19 protein-coding genes are annotated in these 20,967 nt (G+C 60.0%); 10 read left to right on the top strand and 9 right to left on the bottom strand.

The features are described from left to right. Nucleotides 1-116: 116 nt before the first annotated feature. Entirely contained in the window at nt 117-1,310 is a 1,194-nt protein-coding gene (locus NF676_RS12115) for a GAF domain-containing sensor histidine kinase (protein ID WP_252869323.1), read from the top strand. 8 nt (nt 1,311-1,318) lie between these two features. Here NF676_RS12115 and NF676_RS12110 read toward each other — a convergent pair whose 3' ends face one another. Continuing rightward, on the bottom strand, nt 1,319-2,251 hold the full coding sequence (locus NF676_RS12110) for a helix-turn-helix transcriptional regulator (protein ID WP_041478660.1): 933 nt from the start codon (nt 2,249-2,251) through the stop codon (nt 1,319-1,321). 541 nt (nt 2,252-2,792) lie between these two features. Between NF676_RS12110 and NF676_RS12105 the strand changes: the two genes are divergently transcribed. The 4 genes from NF676_RS12105 to NF676_RS12090 all read left to right on the top strand — a co-directional run bounded on the left by NF676_RS12105 (nt 2,793) and on the right by NF676_RS12090 (nt 6,714). Further along, a complete protein-coding gene (locus tag NF676_RS12105) occupies nt 2,793-4,142 on the top strand; it encodes an MFS transporter (RefSeq protein WP_056785134.1) in 1,350 nt (449 codons plus the stop codon). Nucleotides 4,143-4,241: 99 nt separating this feature from the next. Then, the gene (locus NF676_RS12100) at nt 4,242-4,934 is read left to right on the top strand and encodes a fumarylacetoacetate hydrolase family protein (RefSeq protein ID WP_252887790.1); all 693 of its coding nucleotides are present in this window, start codon (nt 4,242-4,244) and stop codon (nt 4,932-4,934) included. Between the two features lie 33 nt (nt 4,935-4,967). Then, a complete protein-coding gene (locus NF676_RS12095; protein ID WP_252887789.1) occupies nt 4,968-5,726 on the top strand; it encodes an SDR family oxidoreductase in 759 nt (252 codons plus the stop codon). Between the two features lie 31 nt (nt 5,727-5,757). Further along, nucleotides 5,758-6,714 (top strand): 2-hydroxyacid dehydrogenase, encoded by a 957-nt coding sequence (locus NF676_RS12090; protein WP_252887788.1) that lies wholly within the window; start codon nt 5,758-5,760, stop codon nt 6,712-6,714. Nucleotides 6,715-7,530: 816 nt separating this feature from the next. Here the strand turns inward: NF676_RS12090 and NF676_RS12085 are convergent. Both NF676_RS12085 and NF676_RS12080 read right to left on the bottom strand, forming a co-directional pair. After that, complete coding sequence (locus NF676_RS12085) at nt 7,531-7,872, bottom strand: hypothetical protein (protein WP_252887787.1); 342 nt, start codon at nt 7,870-7,872, stop codon at nt 7,531-7,533. A gap of 87 nt (nt 7,873-7,959) precedes the next feature. Then, nucleotides 7,960-8,601 (bottom strand): class II glutamine amidotransferase, encoded by a 642-nt coding sequence (locus NF676_RS12080; protein ID WP_252887963.1) that lies wholly within the window; start codon nt 8,599-8,601, stop codon nt 7,960-7,962. 167 nt (nt 8,602-8,768) lie between these two features. On the opposite strand from NF676_RS12080, the gene NF676_RS12075 reads away from it, so the two are divergent. From NF676_RS12075 to NF676_RS12060, 4 genes are all read left to right on the top strand, one after another. Further along, the gene (locus NF676_RS12075) at nt 8,769-9,017 is read left to right on the top strand and encodes a hypothetical protein (RefSeq protein WP_056785124.1); all 249 of its coding nucleotides are present in this window, start codon (nt 8,769-8,771) and stop codon (nt 9,015-9,017) included. Nucleotides 9,018-9,122: 105 nt separating this feature from the next. After that, nucleotides 9,123-10,280, top strand: a complete 1,158-nt coding sequence (locus tag NF676_RS12070; RefSeq protein WP_252887786.1) for a GGDEF domain-containing protein — start codon at nt 9,123-9,125, stop codon at nt 10,278-10,280. Nucleotides 10,281-10,288: 8 nt separating this feature from the next. Then, a complete protein-coding gene (locus NF676_RS12065; protein ID WP_095179703.1) occupies nt 10,289-10,804 on the top strand; it encodes a PaaI family thioesterase in 516 nt (171 codons plus the stop codon). A 32-nt stretch (nt 10,805-10,836) separates the two neighbouring features. Then, nucleotides 10,837-11,241: a hypothetical protein gene (locus tag NF676_RS12060; protein ID WP_252887785.1), complete on the top strand. Its 405-nt coding sequence runs from the start codon at nt 10,837-10,839 to the stop codon at nt 11,239-11,241. A 64-nt stretch (nt 11,242-11,305) separates the two neighbouring features. Here NF676_RS12060 and NF676_RS12055 read toward each other — a convergent pair whose 3' ends face one another. Next, entirely contained in the window at nt 11,306-13,510 is a 2,205-nt protein-coding gene (locus tag NF676_RS12055) for an OsmC domain/YcaO domain-containing protein (RefSeq protein WP_252887784.1), read from the bottom strand. Between the two features lie 220 nt (nt 13,511-13,730). Between NF676_RS12055 and NF676_RS12050 the strand changes: the two genes are divergently transcribed. After that, nucleotides 13,731-16,340 (top strand): bifunctional diguanylate cyclase/phosphodiesterase, encoded by a 2,610-nt coding sequence (locus tag NF676_RS12050; RefSeq protein ID WP_252887783.1) that lies wholly within the window; start codon nt 13,731-13,733, stop codon nt 16,338-16,340. Nucleotides 16,341-16,343: 3 nt separating this feature from the next. Here the strand turns inward: NF676_RS12050 and cydB are convergent, their stop codons facing one another. The 5 genes from cydB to ppk2 all read right to left on the bottom strand — a co-directional run bounded on the left by cydB (nt 16,344) and on the right by ppk2 (nt 20,807). Next, entirely contained in the window at nt 16,344-17,345 is a 1,002-nt protein-coding gene (cydB, locus tag NF676_RS12045; protein ID WP_252887782.1) for a cytochrome d ubiquinol oxidase subunit II, read from the bottom strand. Between the two features lie 12 nt (nt 17,346-17,357). Then, complete coding sequence (locus NF676_RS12040; protein ID WP_252887781.1) at nt 17,358-18,731, bottom strand: cytochrome ubiquinol oxidase subunit I; 1,374 nt, start codon at nt 18,729-18,731, stop codon at nt 17,358-17,360. A 3-nt stretch (nt 18,732-18,734) separates the two neighbouring features. Further along, nucleotides 18,735-19,124 (bottom strand): VOC family protein, encoded by a 390-nt coding sequence (locus tag NF676_RS12035; RefSeq protein ID WP_236169030.1) that lies wholly within the window; start codon nt 19,122-19,124, stop codon nt 18,735-18,737. A gap of 23 nt (nt 19,125-19,147) precedes the next feature. Then, on the bottom strand, nt 19,148-19,363 hold the full coding sequence (locus NF676_RS12030; RefSeq protein ID WP_095179697.1) for a hypothetical protein: 216 nt from the start codon (nt 19,361-19,363) through the stop codon (nt 19,148-19,150). Between the two features lie 628 nt (nt 19,364-19,991). Then, nucleotides 19,992-20,807 (bottom strand): polyphosphate kinase 2, encoded by an 816-nt coding sequence (gene ppk2 / locus NF676_RS12025; protein ID WP_252887962.1) that lies wholly within the window; start codon nt 20,805-20,807, stop codon nt 19,992-19,994. Nucleotides 20,808-20,967 lie beyond the last annotated feature (160 nt).

Here is a 20,967-nt window from a genome sequence, read left to right as displayed (position 1 = left end):
TCAGCAAGCACCGCACAGGGCGCCGGGACTTTTCCCGGCGCCCTTTTTTGCAGGTTCATTAGGCATGGCCGGCAATTACCGATAGTCTCTGGCGACACTTTCGCGAAGCGCCGGCCATGCCCCAGACAGATTTCTCCTCCGACCTCCAGGCCATCGGCAGCATCGACGCTGTGCCGGTGATCCTGAGCATGGTCAAGCATACGACCGGCATGCGCTTCGCCGCTGTAGCGCGGGTCACCGAGAGCAAGTGGATCGCTTGCGCCGTGGATGACTCGATAGACTTCGGCCTGTTGCCCGGCGGCGAACTGGTACTGGAATCGACGATTTGTCATGAGATCCGTCAGCACCATCAGCCGGTGATCTTCGGCCATGCCAGCCAGCACCCGGTTTTCTCCACGCACCACACGCCGAAAACCTATGGTCTGGAAAGCTACATTTCGATTCCGATCATCAAGGCCAATGGCGAGTTTTTCGGCACACTCTGCGCCATTGATTCGGTTCCGGCGAACCTCGACGACCCGGCCATCGAAAAGACCCTCACCCTCTTCGCCCAGCTGATTGCAATGAGCCTGGATACCCAGGGCCATTTGCACGCGACCAAAACCGCACTGGCCGATGCCAACGAATTGGGCCGTCTGCGCGAGCAGTTCATCGCCGTACTGGGCCATGACTTGCGCACGCCACTCAGTGCCATTCGCATGAGTGCCGACCTGCTGCAAAGCAAAGCCGAAGACAAGCGCTCGCGCACGCTGCTATCGGCGATCCGTACCAGTTCGGTGCGCATGGGCGTGCTGATCGAAAACATCCTCGACTTTGCCCGGGGTCGGCTCGGCAGCGGGATTCCGGTGCAACGCAAACTGGTCGATGACTTGCAGCAAACGCTGCGCCAGACCCTTGAAGAAATCCAGGTGGCGTACCCGCAGGCGAAGTTCATTGATTCGCTTGAGGTACCGACCGGGGTCTATTGCGACCCGTTGCGCATCAGCCAGTTGTTGTCGAATCTGCTGGGCAACGCGGTGACCCACGGTTCTACGGCCGAACCGATCGTGCTCAAGGCGTTTGCCGAGGGCGATGAGATGGTGATTTCGCTGACCAACCAGGGCGCGCCGATTCCACCCGCGCTGATGCCGCTGCTGTTTGAACCGTTCTCACGTTCCGAAGCCGGTCAGCGCAATGAAGGGCTGGGGCTGGGCTTGTACATTGCCGGGCAAATTGCCAATGCGCACAACGGCACCTTGACCGTGACGTCCGACAGCGAGGCAGGCACCTGTTTCGTGGCGCGCTTCCCTGCCCGCTTCAAATGGGTCTGAGCGCCGTTCTAAGTATTCAGTGGTGTCTGCGGCGTATCCGGATTGAGCTGGCGGCGACGAAACTGCCCCGGTGGCTGGCCATGAATCTGGCGAAAACGTCGAGAGAAATAGGCCTCATCAGCAAATCCACACAGCCGCGCGACCTCGCCCACCGAGCGCGTGCTGTTGAGCAGGAAATTGCGCGCCGCGTGCATGCGCCGCTCCAGCACCAGCTCGGTGAACGTCTTGCCGATCTCCTTGCGCAGCCAGTGCGTCAGGTAAGTCGGTGACAGATAGGTCGCAGCGGCGACTTTGATCAGGTTGAGATCAGGATCGGCGATGTTCTTCCGCAAGTACTCGAACATTCGGCTCAAGGCGTCGCGACGGCTGTTCTCGGCGGCATTCTCTTCCGCCAGGCGCTTGAGCGGCTCGGCGTAAAGAAAACACACGCTGCCGATCATCTGCAGCAACAAGCCCTTGAGCATTTCCCGTGTGCCGAACTGACGGTTCTCATCAAGGCTGCGCATCTGCTCGATCAGGCCGCAGACCTGAGCGAAATCCTCATCGCCCAAAATGAAATCCAGATGCTCCTGAAAGCGGAACGGCGACAGTTCAGGCGCGAGCAGGATTGACACCTCTTCCAGATCCATCGGGTCGCACTGTAGATGCGGCAAGAGGAACGTCTGGGAAAAATTGATGACGATGAAATTGCTGTCTGCGGGATGCGGAATCACATGCACGCGGTGCGGCAGGATGAACGCCAGAGTGTTGCGCGGGAACGGCCGTTGCACGCTGCCGATGTGCTGCACGGTGTCGCCACCGAGGTTGATCTGGATTTGAAAATACTCATGCCGGTGAGGCGCGGTTTCGGCGCGCCGACCCTTTTTGTCGCGAATGTAGAAATCGGTCAATTCGCTGCGTTGCTGCATGACGTAGGTCGGGATACGGCTGGGTGAAGACATGGGCGGGAGGTCCTCCGGGCAGTGAGGTGGCGCCCGTCATCTTGCAGGGTTGTGCGGTGGGCGGCAACGAGTCATACGATGACGTCGTCTTTTTTGAAAGAAGCCTCGCGATGAGCCTGTCCAAAAACCGCATTATCGTAAAAGTAGAGATAGTCGTTATTTTTCAGTTATTTATGCTTTAAACCTGATCTTTATTCTCAAGACAAATCGTATTTATCTTTTTGGACACGTTCGCCAAATCCACTTTTTTCAAGAAAAAACGTTCTAACCCATCGGTTGATTTAGAACCGTTGTACGACCACTGTAATGACCAACGCAGCCCAACCTCTTTCAAAAACAATCAAAGGTGCGCACGTCATGATCCTGCTATTTCCCCTCGCCGCCCCGCCCGACCTCCCCTTGAAATCAGTCGCAGAAAGACGTTCCTGAACGTCTGAAAACCGCGCTGCAACCCGTTCGATTGCCTTGCCCCACACGTTGCGGGCAACGGCATCGGCTGCTCGAAAAATCTCGACTCTTCTAACAATAACGAGGTCTCCGCATGTCCAACTCCCATTCTTCCAGTGCCACGGTGCCGCCGGTGATCGCCGGTGCACGCGATGCCGTTTCGGCGCAGCGTCTGCCTACCCGGCGGCGCTGGTTCATGCTGTCGCTGCTGCTGATCGCGACGATCATCAATTACATCGACCGGGTGAACATCTCGATCGCCGCGCCGTTCATGGCCAAGGACCTGGGTCTGGACAAGATCGAGATGGGCCTGATTTTTTCCGCATTCGCCTGGACCTATGCGCTGGCGCTGGTGCCGGCGGGGTTTATCGCTGACAGGTTTGGCTCGCGCTTCACCTACGGCGTATCGCTGATCAGCTGGTCGACCGTCACCGTTTGCCAGGGTTTCGCCACGGGGTTTGCCTCGCTGTTCGGCCTGCGCCTGGCGGTCGGCGCCATGGAAGCCCCGGCCTTTCCGGCCAACAGCCGCGCCGTGACGGTGTGGTTCCCGGCGCGGGAACGCGGGATGGCCAGTAGCATTTACGTGTGCGGCCAGTACCTCGGCACGGCGCTGTTCACCGGCGCCCTGTTATGGCTGGCGACCACTTTTGACTGGCGCCACGTGTTTTACAGCACCGGCGCACTCGGCATCGTCTTCGGTGTGCTGTGGCTGTACCTGTATCGCGATCCGCTGAACTGCAAAAAAGTCAGCCAGGAAGAATTGAAGTACATCGAAACCGGCGGCGGTCTGGTCAAGAGCAGCCAGGAGCGCACCCGTTTCAACTGGCGGCAGATTGCCGAGCTGTTCAGCTATCGGCAGATCTGGGCGATCTGCATCGGCAAGTTCGCCAGCACCTCTGCACTGTACTTCTTCCTCACCTGGTTCCCGACCTACCTGATCGAAGAACGCAAACTGACCATGATCAAGGCCGGGATCTTCGCCGTGCTGCCCTTCGTCGGTGCGACGGTGGGGATTCTGCTGGCCGGCATCGTTTCCGACTTGCTGATCCGTCGCGGCTACTCGATGTCGTTTGCGCGCAAGTTGCCGCTGGTGGTCGGTTCGATGCTGGGCATGTCGATCGTGCTGGTGAATTTCACCGACTCCAACCTGATCTGCATCGCCGTGTTGACCATCGCGTTCTTCGCCCAAGGCATCGCGTCCTCATCGTGGGCGGCGGTATCGGAAGTGGCGCCAAAAGAGCTGATCGGCCTCACCGGCGGCATTACCAGCCTGGCGGCGAATATCGGCGGCATTGTCACACCGATCGTGATCGGCGCCATCGTCCACGCCACCGGCACCTTCGCCTATGCCTTCTGGTTTATTGGCGGCGTCGCGCTGATCGGCACGCTCTCCTATTCGTTGTTGCTCGGACGTCTGTACCGCATCGAGCTGAAGGTGCGCTGAGGCGAAAAGCCCGGATTTGTCCAAACACAGGCGGCTTTCGTCCAACTTCGCCGACGCCAGCCGCCGTACGCTGCCCTTTCAAACAGGATGACCCGCAGGATGAACATGACCGAATACGTCTTTACCCCGGATCTGCCCGTGACCTTGCCGGTCCTCGGCACCGAGCAGCGCTTCCCCGTCGGCCGGGTGTTCTGTGTCGGCCGCAACTACCCATGGCCGGACTCTCAAGGCCAGTCGCGCCAGCCGCCGGTGTTTTTCATGAAACCGGCAAGCTGCGTGGTCGATGCCGTCGGCGACGTCGCCTTCCCCTCAGTGTGCGAGGACTTCGTTCACGAAATCGAACTGGTCGTTGCCATCGGTGAAGGCGGCGCCCATATCCCTGAAGATCAGGCTCTGGCCTACGTCTGGGGCTACGCTGCCGGCCTCGACCTGACCCGCCGCGATGTTCAACGCGCAGCCAAGAGCAACGGCTTGCCGTGGGAAGGCGCCAAGGTGTTCGACGGCGCCGCGCCGATGACTGCCGTTGTCCCGGTGAGCCGCTGCGGCCATCCCGAGGGCGAGTTGTGGCTTAACGTCAACGGCGAAGAACGCCAGCGCGACAACCTCGACAGCCAGATCTGGTCGGTCAGCGAAGTGATCGCGCGCATCTCGCAATCCGTGACCCTGCGCGCCGGCGACCTGATCATGACCGGCAGCCCCGCTGGCGTTGACAGCCTGCAACCGGGCGACGTGATCAGCGCCGGCATCGACGGCATCGGCCACCTGGAAATGCGCGTCGGCCCACGGCCCTGATCCTGCGGATTAAGAAAAAAGGAGAACAACACTATGACGACCCCCTTGAAAGTCGCGCTGGTGACCGGCGCCGGCAGTGGCATCGGCCGCGCCGTGGCGCTGGGCCTGATGGCCGACGGCTTCACCCTCGTGCTCGCCGGTCGCCGGCCCGAGCCCTTGCAAACGCTGGTCGAACTGGCGCAGAGCCAGGGTCATCAAGCCTTGGCGGTGCCCACCGACGTGCGTGATCCGGCCAGTGTCGACGTGCTGTTCGCGACCATTGCCGAGGTCTACGGCCGCCTCGATGTGGTCTTCAACAACGCCGGGGTCAACGCCCCCGCCGTGCCGCTGGACGAGCTGACCTTCGAGCAGTGGCGCAACGTGATCGACACCAACCTCAACGGTGTCTTTCTCTGCGCTCGCGGCGCGTTTGGGCTGATGCGCAAACAACAGCCGCAGGGCGGACGAATCATCAACAACGGCTCGATTTCCGCACACACGCCGCGCCCGTTCAGCAGCGCCTACACCGCGAGCAAACACGCCGTGCTCGGCCTGACCAAATCCCTGGCGCTGGACGGCCGCGAATTCAACATTGCCTGTAGCCAGATCGACATCGGCAATGCCCTGACCGAAATGTCGGTGCGCATGACCAAAGGCGTACGCCAGGCCAACGGCAGCATCGCCGTCGAGCCGATGGTCGACGTCAAACACGTCGCCGATGCAGTGTGCTACATCGCCGGCCTGCCGCTGTCAGCCAACGTCCTGAACATGACCGTCATGGCCAGCGCCATGCCGTTTGCCGGCCGCGGTTGAGCCGGCCTTTTTATTGCGTAACGAGGTAGCCATGAAGCCAGAAATCCTGCAACTGAGCCCGATCCTGATCCCTGAAATCAACGCGCGTCTGGACGAACTGTTCACCGTACGCCGCTACTTCCAGCAAACGGACAAACCCGCCTACATAAAGGAACACGGCGCCAACATTCGCGGCGTCATCACCGGCGGCCACACCGGCATCAGCCAGGCGCTGATGGCGCAACTGCCGAAACTGGAAGTCGTCGCGGTCAACGGCGTCGGCACCGATGCCGTCGATCTGGCCTACGCCCGCGACCGCGGCATCCGCGTCACCGCCACCATCGGCGCCCTCACCGAAGACGTCGCCGACCTCGCCATCGGCCTGCTCATCTCGGTCTGTCGCGGCCTGTGCACCAGCGACCGCTACGTGCGCTCCGGCCAATGGCCACAAAGCCCGACCCCACTCGCCCCGCTGCCCTTGGCCCGACAAGTCTCCGGCATGCGCATCGGCATCGTCGGCATGGGCCGCGTCGGCCGCGCCATCGCCACCCGCGCCGCCGCCTTCGGCTGCCCGATCAGCTACACCGATCTGCAACCGATGAGCGACGTCCCCCACACCTTCGTCGCCGACCTCAAACAACTCGCCCGCGACAGCGACGCCCTGATCCTCGCCGCCGCGGCGGACAAGGGCGAAGCGATCATCGACGCGCAAGTGCTGCAAGCGCTGGGCAAGGACGGTTATTTGATCAACGTCGCCCGGGGCAAACTGGTGAATGAGACGGCTCTGGTTGCCGCGCTTGCGGCTGGCGAGATTGCCGGGGCTGGGCTGGATGTGTTTGTCGATGAACCGAATGTGCCGGAAGCGTTGTTTGCTAATGAACAGGTGGTGCTGCAACCGCATCGGGCCAGCGCCACGCTTCAGACACGCACGCGGATGGGGGAAATGGTTGTGGCGAGTCTGGTAGATACGTTTGCGGGGAAAGTGCCGGTTGGGTGTGTGACGGGGTGAACGGGTTCCGGAGCGCTGTTCGTGATCGCGGCACACACCGCCTTCGCGAGCAGGCTCGCTCCCACAGGTTTGATTGCGTACATTCAGTGAGAAATGGGGCGTCTGTCAGGCCGCCTTCGCTGGCAAGCCAGCTCCCACAGTTTTTTGTGGCGTAGACAGGAACTGGTCAACACCCAAAGTCCAATGCAGGCTTGCTCTCAACGGAAAAGCAAAAGCGAAGGCCAGATCAAAAGATCGCAGCCTTCGGCAGCTCCTACAGTTGGATCGCGTTCCGCTCAAGAACAGGTCGGCTGTCAGGCCGCCTTCGCGAGCAGGCTCGCTCCCACAGGAAAGCAAAAGCAAACCAAGCAGGCCGTCCCGCCACCCAACACGATGAGCGCAAGCTCGAGTAGCTTTTGATCCTGGAGCCCGTCGGCAGGCTGAGTGGAGGGATTGATCCGGGTGTGGGAGCGCAGCGACCGTCTGGCGCAGCCAGACACAGCGGAAGGAGGTGCAGCGAAGCAAACCGGAGCCGCTGCGCCCGGATCGATCCCGGAGCGAAGGAACCCCGAGCCCCAGCGAGCGGGCCGAACGTCAGGGCGAAGACCTTTTGGTTCCTTTTGGGGCGTTTGCCAAAAGGGACTCGCCGTAAGGGCGAAACCGCCAGCCGCAACACCACCAAAAAAGGATATACACCCAAAAACCCCAAAGCATGGTCGGCCCAAAGGCCGCCAAGTCCAAAAAAAAGCCCCACAACCGAAAACCAGTGTGGGGCGAAAAAATTGGTTGGTTGCGGCCAACCAAAGGAGCTCTGTCAAAACCCTTCAAGCGCTCAGATCAAATACACTCCTGAGCCGCCCGCTCAAAACTCGAAGGCAACAAATTCGACGCCAGCAAATGCCGCTCATAAATGAACACCTTGCCGCCCTTCCCCGCCTTGTACGCCTCCAGCACGTTGTCGGCGGATACCTTGCTCGGCACCACAATCCGATAACTGCGCTGACTCTGCGAAACCGTCGGATTCAACGCACTGTCCTGCAATTTCGGCACCACGCAATCGGCGTACTGCGCCGGCGTCTTGCTGGTCTGCAACGTCAGAGTCGGATCGTTCGGCGCCGAAGCACAACCGCCGAGCAACAGGGAAACAAAAGCCATGGCTGGCACGAATAAAGGACGCATCGGGGTAATCCTGAAAATAAAGGTTCGGTTCAACCGGCAACGGTTCGACTTCACGGGATCGCCTCTGCCATTCAATTTTTTGGAGAATCAGCTCGACGCCACCAGGGCCTTGAGCGACACATCGAATTGCTTCAGCGCATTGAGTTGCAGATCACGCTGCTGATTGATCTGTGCCGCGATCTGCGGCGCCGCCCGGTCATGCACCCAGACCGAAGGCAGCTCCTGCTCGATTGCCCCCTCGGCCTTGCCGATGTATTGCAGGTCGGCGTCGTAGAACCGTGCAGAGAAGCGCGCCTCGACCAGACTGTTGCGCTGGGTCAGCAAGCGATTGAAGGTATCGAGCTTGACCACCACATCCGGATGGGCCTGAAGCAGCTCATCCAGATTGTCGTAAACGGTCACCGAGACGAACTGTTGCTGCAGCGAACTCATCAGCCAGTCGAGGGCCAGTTCCGGGTCGGAACTGCCAACAAAGGCGTCGCGAATTCGCGAATCCAGCGCATCTTTCGCGCCATTGAGCGCCATGTCGTGGTAGCGCTCCAGATATTGCAGGTTCTGCAACGTGTTTTCGCTCAACAACACACCCACGGTCTGCGTATGCTGCAACGCCGAGGCACTGGCGGCGATGGGTTGCAGGTGACACGACCGGGAGTCGTCTGCGTAAGCCGGTGCGGTAACTACCCCGCCCATCAGCAGGGCGATCATTGCCAGTCGAGTCAGAATGTTCATCGCGCAATTTCCTTGAGCTGCGTCTTCGATGGAGGCGATTTTCCGCCGATCGCCGGCAAAGCAGAACTTGCGTTTCTTGATGGTCACTATTACTTCCAGCAATAGTTGCGCGTCGCGCAGACTGATGCACACTGAGCACATTCAAGAAAAATGATGAGGGTCTCGCCTTGAGAACGTTTGATCTGATCCGTGACGCCGTGCTGCCCGAATATCGCGACCGCGTAGCCGAATACCTGGTGCAGTACGAAAGCGTCCTGCTGGACAAAAACACCCGCGATGCGCAATTGATCCGCGATACCGCCCAGCAACTGCGCGGTTATCTGCGCGGCCTCAATACCACGCGGGTGCTGGGCATGGCCTATTGGGAAGAGCTCGATCGCCGCGTGGTAGACACCTGGCTAAGCCCGCAAGAGTGACCGCTGGAGCGCCAGTGGTCTGCCCGGCAACACGCCCCCTGCGAAAAACCTGACCAAACGCTTACAATCGCAGGCCTATTGCCATACAGACAGGCCTGCCCGGAAATGCCGCTCGACCCGCCAACGATGCTGACCATCACGATCGCCCTCGCAGCCGCTGCCGCGCTGTATCTGGCGGTCGAGTGGCGCAGCATTCGTGAGCCTTCGCTACTGTTCTGGAGCGCCGGTTTCGCCACCATCACCATCGGTTCCACCCTCGCTCTGCTACGCAGCAGCGGTTTTCTGCTGCTGGGCATCTGGTTCGCCAACGGCCTGCTGGTGACCGCGCACTTCTTTTTCCTGCTCGGTGTGGCGCGCTTCACCCAGACCCGACTGTCGCCGGCGTGGTACCTGATTTTCGCAACCTGGCTGATCATGTTGATGTTGCCGGACGGCCCGCTGTGGTCCAAGGCCATGCTGGTGGCCAACTCAATGCTGGTGGCGATCCCGACGCTCAAGGCCAGTTCGCTGCTGCGCCCGCACGGCAAGTCGTTGAGCGTGGGCGCGGTGCAATTGCGTTATGTGCTGCTCGGCCATGGCATCTTTTATGTGGCCAAGGCCCTGACCGTGGTGATCCCCGGCACGCTGATCGATCTGGCGGCGTTTCGTGGCGAGATCATTCAGATCTCGCTGGTCGAAGGTGCGATGGCGATCATGTTGATCGCCCTGTCGATGACCGGCACCGAGCGTTATCGCCGGGAAAAGCAAATCGCCCGCCTCGCCGAGCGCGATCCGCTCACGGCCCTCTACAACCGCCGTGCCCTGGAAAAACGTACGCCACGTCTGCTGGCCGGCGTTTCCGCGCAAAAACCAGGGGCGCTGCTGTTGATCGATATCGACAACTTCAAACTGGTCAACGACCAGTACGGGCATATTGCCGGTGATCGCTTGCTGATTGCCTTGAGCGAAATGATCCGTGCCCAGCTTCCGGCCAATGCGTTGACGGCGCGGCTGGGTGGCGATGAGTTTTTGATGCTGCTCAACAACGCGTCAGCCGAAGCTATCCTTGAACTGGGCAACGCCTTGCGCGAACAGTTTCTGGCCCTGGCGTCGCACACCTATCCCACGTCCGCTGCGGTGACCTTGAGCATCGGCGCCACCCTGTTCGACAAACCGCCGGCCAGTCTGGCGGCGCTGATCGAACTTGGCGACGCCGCGCTCTACGAGTCCAAACGCGGCGGACGCAACCGCTTGCGCCTGTCCGGCCTCGCCACTCCAGGATGAAACCCGCCATGTCCAGCCACGACACCCCGCTGCAAGACCTCGCCGCCCCCGACGGCGTTTGTTACGGCTGCGGCGGCCGCAATCCGCAAGGCCTGCACGTGAAAAGTCGTTGGGATGAGGACGGCAAACACGTCATCGCCGAGCATCTGCCCGAAGCTCAATATTGCGGCTGGCCGGATCTGGTTTACGGCGGGCTGATTGCCATGCTTGTCGACTGTCATTCGAACTGGACCGCCATGGCCTGGCACTACCGCGCGGAAAACCGCGAAGCCGGCAGCCTGCCGCGCATCGACTGCGTGACTGGCAACCTCGGGATCAAATTCATCAAACCCACACCGATGGGCGTGCCGCTGCTCTTGCGCGCGCGAGTCGAAGGTGAAGTCGGGCGCAAGACCCGGGTGATTTGCGAGGTGTATGCCGGGGAAGTGCTCACGGCGGTGGGTGATTCGGTGTTTGTGCGGGTGGATACGGGGCAGTTGGCGGATGCAGCGCATGGCCGCAAAAGCCAAAGCCCCTCACCCTAGCCCTCTCCCAAAGGGAGAGGGAACTGACCGAGGTGCTTGGTGCAGATACGCCGACCTGGGAAACCGAGCCGAACTCAAATCTTGAAAAAACCCCCACCCTAGCCCTCTCCCAGAGGGAGAGAGAACTGACCGAGGTGCTTGGTGCAGATACGCCGACCTGGGAAACCGAGTCGAACTCAAATCTTGAAAAAACCCTCACCCTAACCCTCTCCCAGAGGGAGAGGGGATTGACCGAGGTGTTTGGTGGAAATAGGCCGACCTGGGAAACCGAGTCGAACTCAAATCTTGAAAAAACCCTCACCCTAGCCCTCTCCCAAAGGGAGAGGGAATTGACCGAGGTGTCTGGTGGAATAGGCCGACCTGGGAAACCGAGTCGAACACAAATTCTGAAAAGCTTGAAAATCGGCTCCCTCTCCCTCGGGAGAGGGCTGGGGTGAGGGGCTGCGGTTCAAGCCACGCAGCCACACTCAAGCCGAAAGCGAAACGTTCTGAGCCAGCTCTTCAACGCGACAAAGCCGCCACACCACCCCGCGCCGCGTGCAGCTTTTTATAGCTTTCGATTAAGCGCAAATGCCGATCCAGCCCTTCCAGCTTCATGCTCGTCGGCGTCAAACCGTAAAAACGCACACTGCCATTCACCGACCCAATCGCCGCATCCATACGCTCGTCACCAAACATCCGACGGAAGTTGGCCTCGTAGTCTTCCAGCTCGAGATCCTCGTCCAGCTCCATCTCCAGCACCACATTCACAGCCTGATAGAACAAGCCGCGCTCAACAGTGTTGTCGTTGTATTGCAGGAATGCCTCAACCAGATCCTTGGCCTCGTCAAACTTCTGCAGTGCGAGGTAGATCAGCAGGCGCAGTTCCAGAATCGTCAACTTGCCCCACGGTGTGTTGTCATCGAACTCAATGCCGATCAGCGTGGTGATATCGGTGTAGTCATCCTGCTCGCTGCGTTCCAGGCCCTGGACCAGATTGCGCAGGCCAACCTTGCTGAGGTTGTGCAGATTGAGGATGTCGGCACGGAATTGCAGGGCTTTGTTGGTGTTGTCCCAGATCAGGTCTTCGACCGGGTAGATCTCCGAGTAATCCGGAACGAGGATGCGGCAGGCCTTGGCGCCGATGTGCTCGTAGACCGCCATGTAAACTTCCTTGCCCATGTCTTCGAGGATGCCGAACAGGGTCGCGGCTTCTTCGGCGTTGGAGTTTTCGCCTTGGCCTGAGAAGTCCCATTCGACGAATTCGAAATCTGGTTTGGCGCTGAAGAAGCGCCACGACACCACACCGCTGGAATCGATGAAGTGCTCGACAAAGTTGTTCGGCTCGGTCACTGCCTGCCCGGAGAAAGTCGGCTGCGGCAAGTCATTGAGGCCTTCGAAGCTGCGGCCCTGGAGCAGCTCGGTCAGGCTGCGTTCCAGCGCGACTTCCAGGCTCGGGTGCGCGCCGAAGGAAGCGAAGACGCCGCCGGTGCGCGGATTCATCAGGGTCACGCACATCACCGGGAATTCACCGCCCAGCGAGGCGTCCTTGACCAGCACCGGGAAGCCCTGCTCTTCAAGGCCTTTGATGCCGGCGAGGATGCTCGGGTATTTTTCCAATACCTCTTGCGGTACATCCGGCAGGGCCATTTCGCCCTCGAGGATTTCGCGTTTGACCGCGCGCTCGAAAATTTCCGACAGGCACTGCACCTGCGCTTCGGCCAAGGTATTGCCGGCGCTCATGCCGTTGCTGAGGTAGAGGTTTTCGATCAGGTTCGACGGGAAGTACACCACTTCACCGTCCGACTGGCGCACGAACGGCAGCGAGCAGATGCCGCGCTGGGTGTTGCCGGAGTTGGTGTCGTACAGGTGCGAGCCACGCAGTTCGCCGTCGCGGTTGTAAATGCCGAGGGTGTAGTCGTCGAGAATCTCGCTGGGCAATTCGTCTTTCGGACCCGGCTTGAACCACTTCTCGTCCGGGTAATGGACGAATTCGGCATTGGCGATGTCTTCGCCCCAGAACTGGTCGTTATAGAAGAAATTGCAATTGAGGCGCTCGATGAACTCGCCCAGCGCCGACGCCAGTGCGCCTTCCTTGGTCGCGCCCTTGCCGTTGGTGAAGCACATCGGCGAATGCGCATCGCGAATGTGCAGCGACCAGACGTTGGGCACGATGTTGCGCCACGAAGCGATTTCGATCTTCATGCCGAGGTCGGCAAGGATCTTCGACATGTTGGCGATGGTCTGCTCCAGCGGCAGGTCCTTGCCGGCGATGTAGGTGCCTGCCTGGGAATCGGACTGCGGCATCAACAAGGCCTGGGCATCGGCGTCGAGGTTGTCGACTTCTTCGATGATGAACTCGGGGCCGGTCTGCACCACTTTCTTCACGGTGCAACGGTCGATGGAACGCAGGATGCCCTGGCGATCCTTGTCCGAAATATCGGCGGGCAATTCGACCTGGATCTTGAAGATCTGGTTGTAGCGGTTTTCCGGGTCGACGATGTTGTTCTGCGACAGGCGAATGTTCTCTGTCGGGATGTTGCGCGTGTCGCAGTACAGCTTGACGAAGTAAGCCGCGCACAAGGCCGACGACGCCAGGAAGTAGTCGAACGGCCCCGGTGCCGAGCCGTCGCCCTTGTAGCGGATGGGCTGATCGGCGATCACCGTGAAGTCGTCGAACTTGGCTTCAAGTCGAAGGTTGTCGAGAAAGTTGACCTTGATTTCCATGCGGGATTACCAGAATACGGCTAAACGAATGGCGGCCATTATCCGGTTTTTGTGCGGGAAGTCTCGCCCTTTCGGGATTCGCCGCTGGCCGGCGCTGCTGGAAATTCCGGCAGATTCGCTACACTTTGAAAAAATCCAGGCGATACCAATAACAACAATCTGAACATTGTGCGCTCGCCATTGTTCTAGATTCAGAAGACACCGGATCAAGGACGAGCACATGGCCGTTATTCTCCCTGCGCAGCCAATCCCCACCCCGCAACGCGCCGTCACCCGGCGCCTGGCCATCGCCGTTGGCGCACTGTTCGTCGCTGGCGTTATTGCCGCGATCAGCACCCTGCTTGGCATTGCCAATACCCTTGACGCGAAAGATCTGGAACAGAACCAGTTCTATTCCGTGCGCGCCGTGGAAAACCGCATCACCGCGTCGAAAAACTACATCACCAGTTATGCCTACTGGACCCGCGCCTATGAGGCCTTGAGCGGGCCGATCGACGTCAATTGGGCCTACACCGAACAGAACATGGGCAAGACCCTGTTCACCAGCGACGGCTACGACGGCGTGTTCGTCCTTGATCGCAATCGCACCAAGTACGCGGTGATTCGCGGGCAGATGGTTGAAACCGACGTATCCAGCGTACTGCAAGCGCCCGCCTCGGCGCTGGTCGAGCAGGTGCTGAGCCAGCCTGATCTGACCAAGCCGATCAGCAGTTATTCATTGTTCGAAGGCTGGCCGGCGCTGATCACCGCTGCCGCGATCATTCCCAATGACGAGCGCCCGCTGGATGAATTGAGAAACACCTCGGTGCTGGTGTTCGTCGACAAGCTGACCCCGACCAAACTGCGCAAGATCGGCAGCGGTTATGGCCTGACGAACCTGACCCTCGTCCCGGATGAAACCATTGAGAAAGGCCATCCAAGCGTACCCCTCGACAGCACCGGCTACAGTCTGGTCGCCGACCTGCAGCGACCCGGTCAGCAACTGCTGTGGACGCTGGTGCCGCCGCTCGGCGCGACGTTTCTGGTGCTGATGCTGCTCACCGCCTATTTTTTCCGCCATGCATTGCGCTCATCGCAATACGTCGACAACAGCATTCATGCCATGCAGGCCTCGAATCAGGCACTCGAGAAAGCCAATCATGCGCTCGAAGCCAGTGAAGAACGCTTTCGCGCCGTGGCCGAAGCGGCGTCGGACTGGATCTGGGAAGTTGATGATCAGTTGGCGCTGACCTATCTGTCGGCGCGCTTCAGCGAAGTCACCGGCTACCCGCAAGCCCTGTGGCTGGGCCAGGACATCGGCGAATTACTGACTTGCGACACCACGCCACTGGAGCTGTGGCTGCGCAAACTCAGCGAAGAAAACAGCGCCGGCGATTTGCGCTGCACTTATCGCGATCACTCCGGGCAGCCACGCCACTGCCGGCTCTCGGCGCGGCCGATTTTCGACAAGGACAGCGTCGTCGGCTATCGCGGCACTGCCAGCGATATCACCGACGAAGTCGCCGCCCATGCGCAGATCCAGCACCTGTCGATGCATGACGCCCTGACCGGTCTGCCCAACCGCAACAAACTGGCGCGTTATCTGGATGAAGTGCTGATATTGAAAGAACACTCGCCACCGCTGTCGCTGCTGATGATCGATCTGGACAACTTCAAACCGATCAACGATTCCCTCGGCCATCCTGCCGGTGACGCGGTACTCCAGGAAGTCGCCACGCGTCTGCGCGAATGCACCCGCGAGCACGACCTCGTCGCCCGCCTCGGTGGTGATGAATTCGTCGTGGTGCTCAATGGCATGGACAGCCATAACGAGATCGACAAATTCTGCACACGGCTGATCGGCAGCCTGCATCAGCCGATCCTCTACGAACAGCATCCACTGCATATCGGTGCCAGTGTCGGCATCGCCCTGAGTCGTCGGCACGGTTTCGTCGCCAGCGATCTGATCCGCTACGCCGACATCGCGCTGTATCAGGCCAAGTCCGACGGCAAGAACACCTGGTGCTATTTCGAAGCGCACATGAGCGACCAGATCCAGACGCGCCGGCAAATGGAAGATGACCTGCGCCATGCGCTCAAGCACAACGAATTCGTCCTGCACTATCAGCCGCGCTACAAGGTCGATGGCAAGCACATCGTTTCGGTGGAGGCGCTGGTGCGCTGGCAGCATCCGACCCAGGGCTTGCTCGGGCCGGACGTGTTCATTCCGCTGGCCGAACAGACCGACCTGATCGTACCGCTGGGCCGCTGGGTGCTGCGCGAAGCCTGCGAAACCGCGCTGGAATGGCCCCATGACATTCTGCTGTCGGTCAACCTCTCGCCTGCGCAGTTCGCCCTCAGCGATGTCGTCGAGGATGTTCGTGAAGTGCTGGTGGATACGCGTTTCCCGGCCAGCCGTCTGGAGTTGGAGATCACCGAGAACGTGATGCTCAACGACACCGATGGCGCGCTGACCACCATGAATCAGCTCAAGGAGCTCGGCGTACGCCTTAACATGGACGACTTCGGCACCGGTTATTCGTCGCTCGGTTACCTACGCGCCTATCCATTCGACGGGATCAAGATCGACAAACGCTTTATCGCCTCGATCAGCAGCGGCGCCAACGACCGTGCCGTGGTTCAGGCGATCATCGGTCTGGGCAAAGCCATGGGGCTGACGGTGACCGCCGAAGGCGTCGAGACCGAGGAGCAACTGGCGATTCTCGGCAAAGATCAATGCAACGAGGTGCAGGGTTATTTCATGAGTCGGCCAATCGACAAGGCGGCTTTTGCTGATCTGCTACGGGCTTCGCGACTGTCGCTGGTGAGCAAAAAAGGTCGGGTGACGTGAATATCAGCCATCGCTGGCAATGCGCACTTTGCCGCTGAACACGCGGAAACCGAAGGTGTTGTAGGCTAGGGTTATCGGTATGAGTACGGCGAATCCGACCAGCATGAAGATCTGGCTGTTCGGGCTTGAGGCTGCTTCGCCCAAAGTCAGATCCGGCGGAATGATGAAGGGAAATAGCGCGACCAGCATCACCGCGAAAGCCAGGACGAAGATGCCCAATGCGGCGAACAACGGCACGCAGTCAAAGCGCCCGTGAAAACCTTTGCTGAACCCCCATCCTAGAGTGCTGAGGATCAGCCCTGCCGCCAGCCACAGCCGAATATCGGCAAGCCGCTGGGCGTATTGCGGCTGCAACGTCGCCGTCCATGCAATCAGCACCAGCAATAACGCCACGACGACCAGCGCCAAGACGCGGGCCTGGCGGGCCGAGTGCTGCTGCAATTCATCCAGAGTCCGCCAGTACAACCAGCACGTCCCCAGCCAGACGTAACCGAGCACCAGCACCACACCGCAAAACACCGGGAACGGATTAAGCCAGTCGCGGCCATCGCCAATGTATTGACCGCCCCGATGCGCAACGCCTTGCACGAGAGTGCCGAGCACCATGCCCTGGACCAACCCGGTCAGCAGCGAAGCCAGGGCCAACACGCCGTCGACGATGCGCTTGCGTCGCTCGTTCGGTGCGTAATCGCGAAATTCCAGCGCCATGGCCCGCACAATCAAGGCGAGGAACATCACGATAAACGGCACATACAGGGCCGGCAGCAAGATCGCGTACGCCAGCGGAAACAGCGCCAGCAGCCCTCCGCCGCCGAGCACCAGCCAGGTTTCGTTGGCGTCCCATACCGGCAGAATCGTCACCGCCATCGTCCGCCGCTGCCGACTGCAACGCGCAAGCCCCATGAGCATGCCAACGCCCAGATCGGTGCCGTCGAGCATCACGTAGTTCATCACCGAGAACGCCAGTGCGGCGGCGCACAACAGGGTCAGCCAGTCCGTGTCCATGTCTGCGATTCCTCAGTGCCCGGTTTCGTCGGCAAGGGTGGGCTGCGGCCCGGGTTGATCCTGCTGCGGCGGCTCGCGCAACAGGCGCAGCAACACCCACAGACCGATGCCGAAGATCAGCAGATAAAACAGCAGAATCAGCCACGTCGACCCGACGACTTGAGCCCTGGACACCGATGACAGACTGTCCGCCGTGCGCATCAATCCGTAAACCGTAAACGGCTGTCGCCCCACTTCGGTGACGACCCAGCCGCTGAGCATCGCCAGAAACCCGGCCGGTGCCAGCAGCACGCACGCGCCCAGCCAGAGCCGCGCCGTGTACAGGCGATTACGTCGGCGCAGGATCAGGCTGACCACACCCTGCCCAAGCATCAACAGCCCCAACCCGACCATCAGCCGAAATGCGAAAAACACCGGCGCCACGGGCGGGATGTCCTCAGCCGGGAACTCATCAAGCGCAGCGATTGTGCTGGTCAGGTCATGCTGCAGGTAGAGGGAACCAATGCGCGGAATCGCCACCTCCCAGTGGTTGCGGCGCTCTTGCATATCCGGCCATGCGAACAGCCGCAGTGGCTCCCCTGCCCCTTGGGCCGGGCGCGTCCATGAGCCTTCGATGGCCGCCACTTTCTGCGGCTGGGCGTGCAAACTGTGCCGGCCATGCAGGTCCCCGACGACAATCTGCACCGGCATCAGCAGCGCAATCACCCATAGCCCCATGGAGAATTGCAGGCGAGCACGCGGGTTTTTCGGGGCCTTGCGCAATTGCCAGGCACTGATCCCGGCAATCAGCGTCGCGCTGCCGATGAACACGGCAAGCAGCATGTGCGCCAGGCGATAGGGAAACGAAGGGTTGAAGATGATTGCCCACCAGTCCTCGGCAAGGAACCGCCCGTCCGCGCCAGTCGCATAGCCAGCGGGGGTTTGCATCCAGGAGTTGGCAGACAGAATCCAGAACGCGCTGATCAGCGAGCCCACCGCCACCGCGCACGTGGCAAAAAAGTGCAGACGCGGGCCGACTTTCTTCAAGCCGAAGAGCATGATGCCAAGGAAACCCGCTTCGATGAAAAACGCCGCCATCACTTCATAGAACATCAGCGGACCGAGGACATCACCGGCCTGCACCGATAGCCGTGACCAGTTGAGGCCGAACTGATACTCCAGAATCAATCCCGACGCCGTGCCCACCGCAACGTTGAGGGCGAATACCTTGAGCCAGTAACGATAAACATCCAGATAAACCTGGCGCCCGGTTTTCAACCACAACGCTTCCAGCACCATGAGGAAATTCGCCAGACCGATGCTGAACGCCGCCAGCACGATGTGAAAGCTGATCGTGATCGCGAACTGGGCGCGGGCGGCCATCAGGGCCGAATCAACAGGCTCCATCCATCAGCCGCTGTAGAACACAGCCAGCTTGTTGCCTTCGGGGTCGCGCAGATAGGCCACGTAAAAGTCCGGCGTATAGGCCTCGCGAGTGCCAGGCGCGCCTTCGTCGCTGCCGCCATGGTCGAGCCCGGCCTTGTGCACCTGATCGACCTTATGCCGCGAGTCGGCGCGAAACGCCGGCATCATGCCGTTGCCGGGTGTCGCCGGCTCACCATTGAACGGTTGCGAGATGTGCACACTGCCGGGGCCGTTGGACTTGTCCGCGCAATCGGGCAGGTAAAAACAGTAGTGTTCTTCGCGATCATGCCGGTAGCCGAGCGGCGTCAGAATCGCCTTGTAGAAAGCTGCCGAACGCTCGACATCGTTGGCGCCGATAAACAGATAACTGAGCATGGGACGTCCTCCGATGACAGCTGTCAGCGCTGCGGCTGTTCTTGGTTCAAGGTGAAAACATTGCCGGCGTCACGCACCAACTGGCGCCATTCGGCACTGGTGATCAGGCCTTGCTCCTCCATCTGATCCGCAGCCTTGAGCAGCTCGTCATATTGCTGTTCCGGATCCAGATCGCCCTCGGCCTGCTCTGCCATCTTGCGCCATGCCGCCAGTGATGCCTGCTTTTGCTGATCGAACATACCGGTATCTCCTGAGGGACTTACCCGGTAGAAAAATCAGCGCGAGAGAGGTTCAGGGCAGACGACGGATGGACGGTTGATGCGCAAAACCTTGTCGGAGTGAGCCTGCTCGCGATAGCGATATATCTTTCAAAAAATTTGAATGTGCCTCCTTCATCGCGAGCAGGCTCACTCCCACAAAAGCAAAAGCAAAAGCAAAAGCAAAAGCAAAAGCAAAGCAGCGCAGCTGCCCGCGGCGAAGCCGCCCCACTCAACAATGAGCGCAAGCTCGAGTGCTTTTGATCTTGCTTTTGATCCACCGGCGACGTCGGAAGGCTGAGTGGAGGGATTGATCCGGGCGTGGGAGCGCAGCGACCGTTCGACGAAGTCGAACACAGCGGAAGGAGGTGCAGCGAAGCAAACCGTAGCCGCTGCGCCCGGATCGATCCCGCAGCGAAGGAACCCCGAGCCCGCGAGGGGCCGAACGTAGGAGCAAGCCTTTTCGGTTACCTTTTCGGCGTTTGGAAAAGGTGACTCGCCGTAAGGGCGAAACCGCCAGCCGCAACACCACAAAAAACGGATATCCACCCAAACCAACCAAAGCCTGGTCGGCCCAAAGGCCGCCAAGCCCCCAAAAACCCCGCAAATGTCAAAACCGCTCCGCCACCCGCTTATACGGATAGTCCGGCTCCCGATACTTGCCCGGCTTCTGCCGTTTCGGCAACTCGACCTTGTCGCGCTTCACCTCTTCATAAGGGATGCGACTGAGCAGATCAGTGATGATGTTCAGCCGCGCACGACGTTTGTCATTCGAGTCGGCAACCCTCCACGGCGCCCAATCGGTGTCGGTGTGCTTGAACATCTCGTCCCGCGCCCGTGAGTAGTCATACCAGCGGCTGTAGGACTTCAGATCCATGGGTGTCAGTTTCCAGATCTTGCGCCCGTCATTGATTCGCGCTTCGAGCCGGCGGGTCTGTTCCTCCGGATTGACCTCAAGCCAGTACTTGAGCAGGATCACCCCCGAATCAACGATGGCGTTCTCCACCCAAGGAATCGACTTGAGAAACTTGTCGGCCTGCTCCTCCGTACAAAAACCCATGACCCGTTCGACACCGGCGCGGTTGTACCAACTGCGGTCGAAAATCACCACCTCGCCGCCCGCCGGCAGATGCGGCAGATAGCGCTGTACATGCATCTGACTTTTTTCTCGATCGGTTGGCGCCGGTAATGCCATCACGCGGAACACCCGTGGGCTGACGCGCTCCGTGATCGCCTTGATCACCCCGCCCTTGCCCGCACCGTCGCGCCCTTCGAAAACAATACACACCTTGACACCTTTGGCGATGACCCACTCCTGCAGCTTGACCAGCTCAACGTGGAGCTTGCGCAGCTGTTCCAGATAGTCCTTGTTTTTCAAGCGTGGACGTTCGATTGCCTTTGCAGGTTTCTTCTTGTCTTTCGCCATGAACCTGTCCTCGCGCTTCAACAGCCCGCTGAATTTGTTTATTGACCCGAAGGGCCTGATCCGTGAGGTTAGTTCACGCCCGGTTGTTTGCCATTGCCGGGCAAAAAAGCCCTGTCGCCATGTGTTTCCTGAGATTGTTCCGACGTCGCACTGTTCATTG

The organism is Pseudomonas siliginis (genome assembly GCF_024072275.1).
Taxonomy (GTDB): Bacteria; Pseudomonadota; Gammaproteobacteria; order Pseudomonadales; family Pseudomonadaceae; genus Aquipseudomonas; species Aquipseudomonas siliginis.
This window is presented reverse-complemented; position numbering and strand designations above follow the sequence as displayed.

Excerpts from the sequence above, each read along its gene's own strand:
- NF676_RS12115 (WP_252869323.1), top strand. The coding sequence starts at position 117 with ATGCCCCAGACAGATTTCTCCTCCGACCTCCAGGCCATCGGCAGCATC.
- NF676_RS12055 (WP_252887784.1), bottom strand. The coding sequence starts at position 13,510 with ATGGAAATCAAGGTCAACTTTCTCGACAACCTTCGACTTGAAGCCAAG.
- NF676_RS12050 (WP_252887783.1), top strand. The coding sequence starts at position 13,731 with ATGGCCGTTATTCTCCCTGCGCAGCCAATCCCCACCCCGCAACGCGCC.
- NF676_RS12080 (WP_252887963.1), bottom strand. The coding sequence starts at position 8,601 with ATGAACATTCTGACTCGACTGGCAATGATCGCCCTGCTGATGGGCGGG.
- NF676_RS12105 (WP_056785134.1), top strand. The coding sequence starts at position 2,793 with ATGTCCAACTCCCATTCTTCCAGTGCCACGGTGCCGCCGGTGATCGCC.
- NF676_RS12100 (WP_252887790.1), top strand. The coding sequence starts at position 4,242 with ATGAACATGACCGAATACGTCTTTACCCCGGATCTGCCCGTGACCTTG.
- NF676_RS12065 (WP_095179703.1), top strand. The coding sequence starts at position 10,289 with ATGTCCAGCCACGACACCCCGCTGCAAGACCTCGCCGCCCCCGACGGC.
- NF676_RS12095 (WP_252887789.1), top strand. The coding sequence starts at position 4,968 with ATGACGACCCCCTTGAAAGTCGCGCTGGTGACCGGCGCCGGCAGTGGC.
- cydB (WP_252887782.1), bottom strand. The coding sequence starts at position 17,345 with ATGGACACGGACTGGCTGACCCTGTTGTGCGCCGCCGCACTGGCGTTC.
- NF676_RS12035 (WP_236169030.1), bottom strand. The coding sequence starts at position 19,124 with ATGCTCAGTTATCTGTTTATCGGCGCCAACGATGTCGAGCGTTCGGCA.
- NF676_RS12070 (WP_252887786.1), top strand. The coding sequence starts at position 9,123 with ATGCCGCTCGACCCGCCAACGATGCTGACCATCACGATCGCCCTCGCA.
- ppk2 (WP_252887962.1), bottom strand. The coding sequence starts at position 20,807 with ATGGCGAAAGACAAGAAGAAACCTGCAAAGGCAATCGAACGTCCACGC.
- NF676_RS12030 (WP_095179697.1), bottom strand. The coding sequence starts at position 19,363 with ATGTTCGATCAGCAAAAGCAGGCATCACTGGCGGCATGGCGCAAGATG.
- NF676_RS12090 (WP_252887788.1), top strand. The coding sequence starts at position 5,758 with ATGAAGCCAGAAATCCTGCAACTGAGCCCGATCCTGATCCCTGAAATC.
- NF676_RS12040 (WP_252887781.1), bottom strand. The coding sequence starts at position 18,731 with ATGGAGCCTGTTGATTCGGCCCTGATGGCCGCCCGCGCCCAGTTCGCG.
- NF676_RS12085 (WP_252887787.1), bottom strand. The coding sequence starts at position 7,872 with ATGCGTCCTTTATTCGTGCCAGCCATGGCTTTTGTTTCCCTGTTGCTC.
- NF676_RS12110 (WP_041478660.1), bottom strand. The coding sequence starts at position 2,251 with ATGTCTTCACCCAGCCGTATCCCGACCTACGTCATGCAGCAACGCAGC.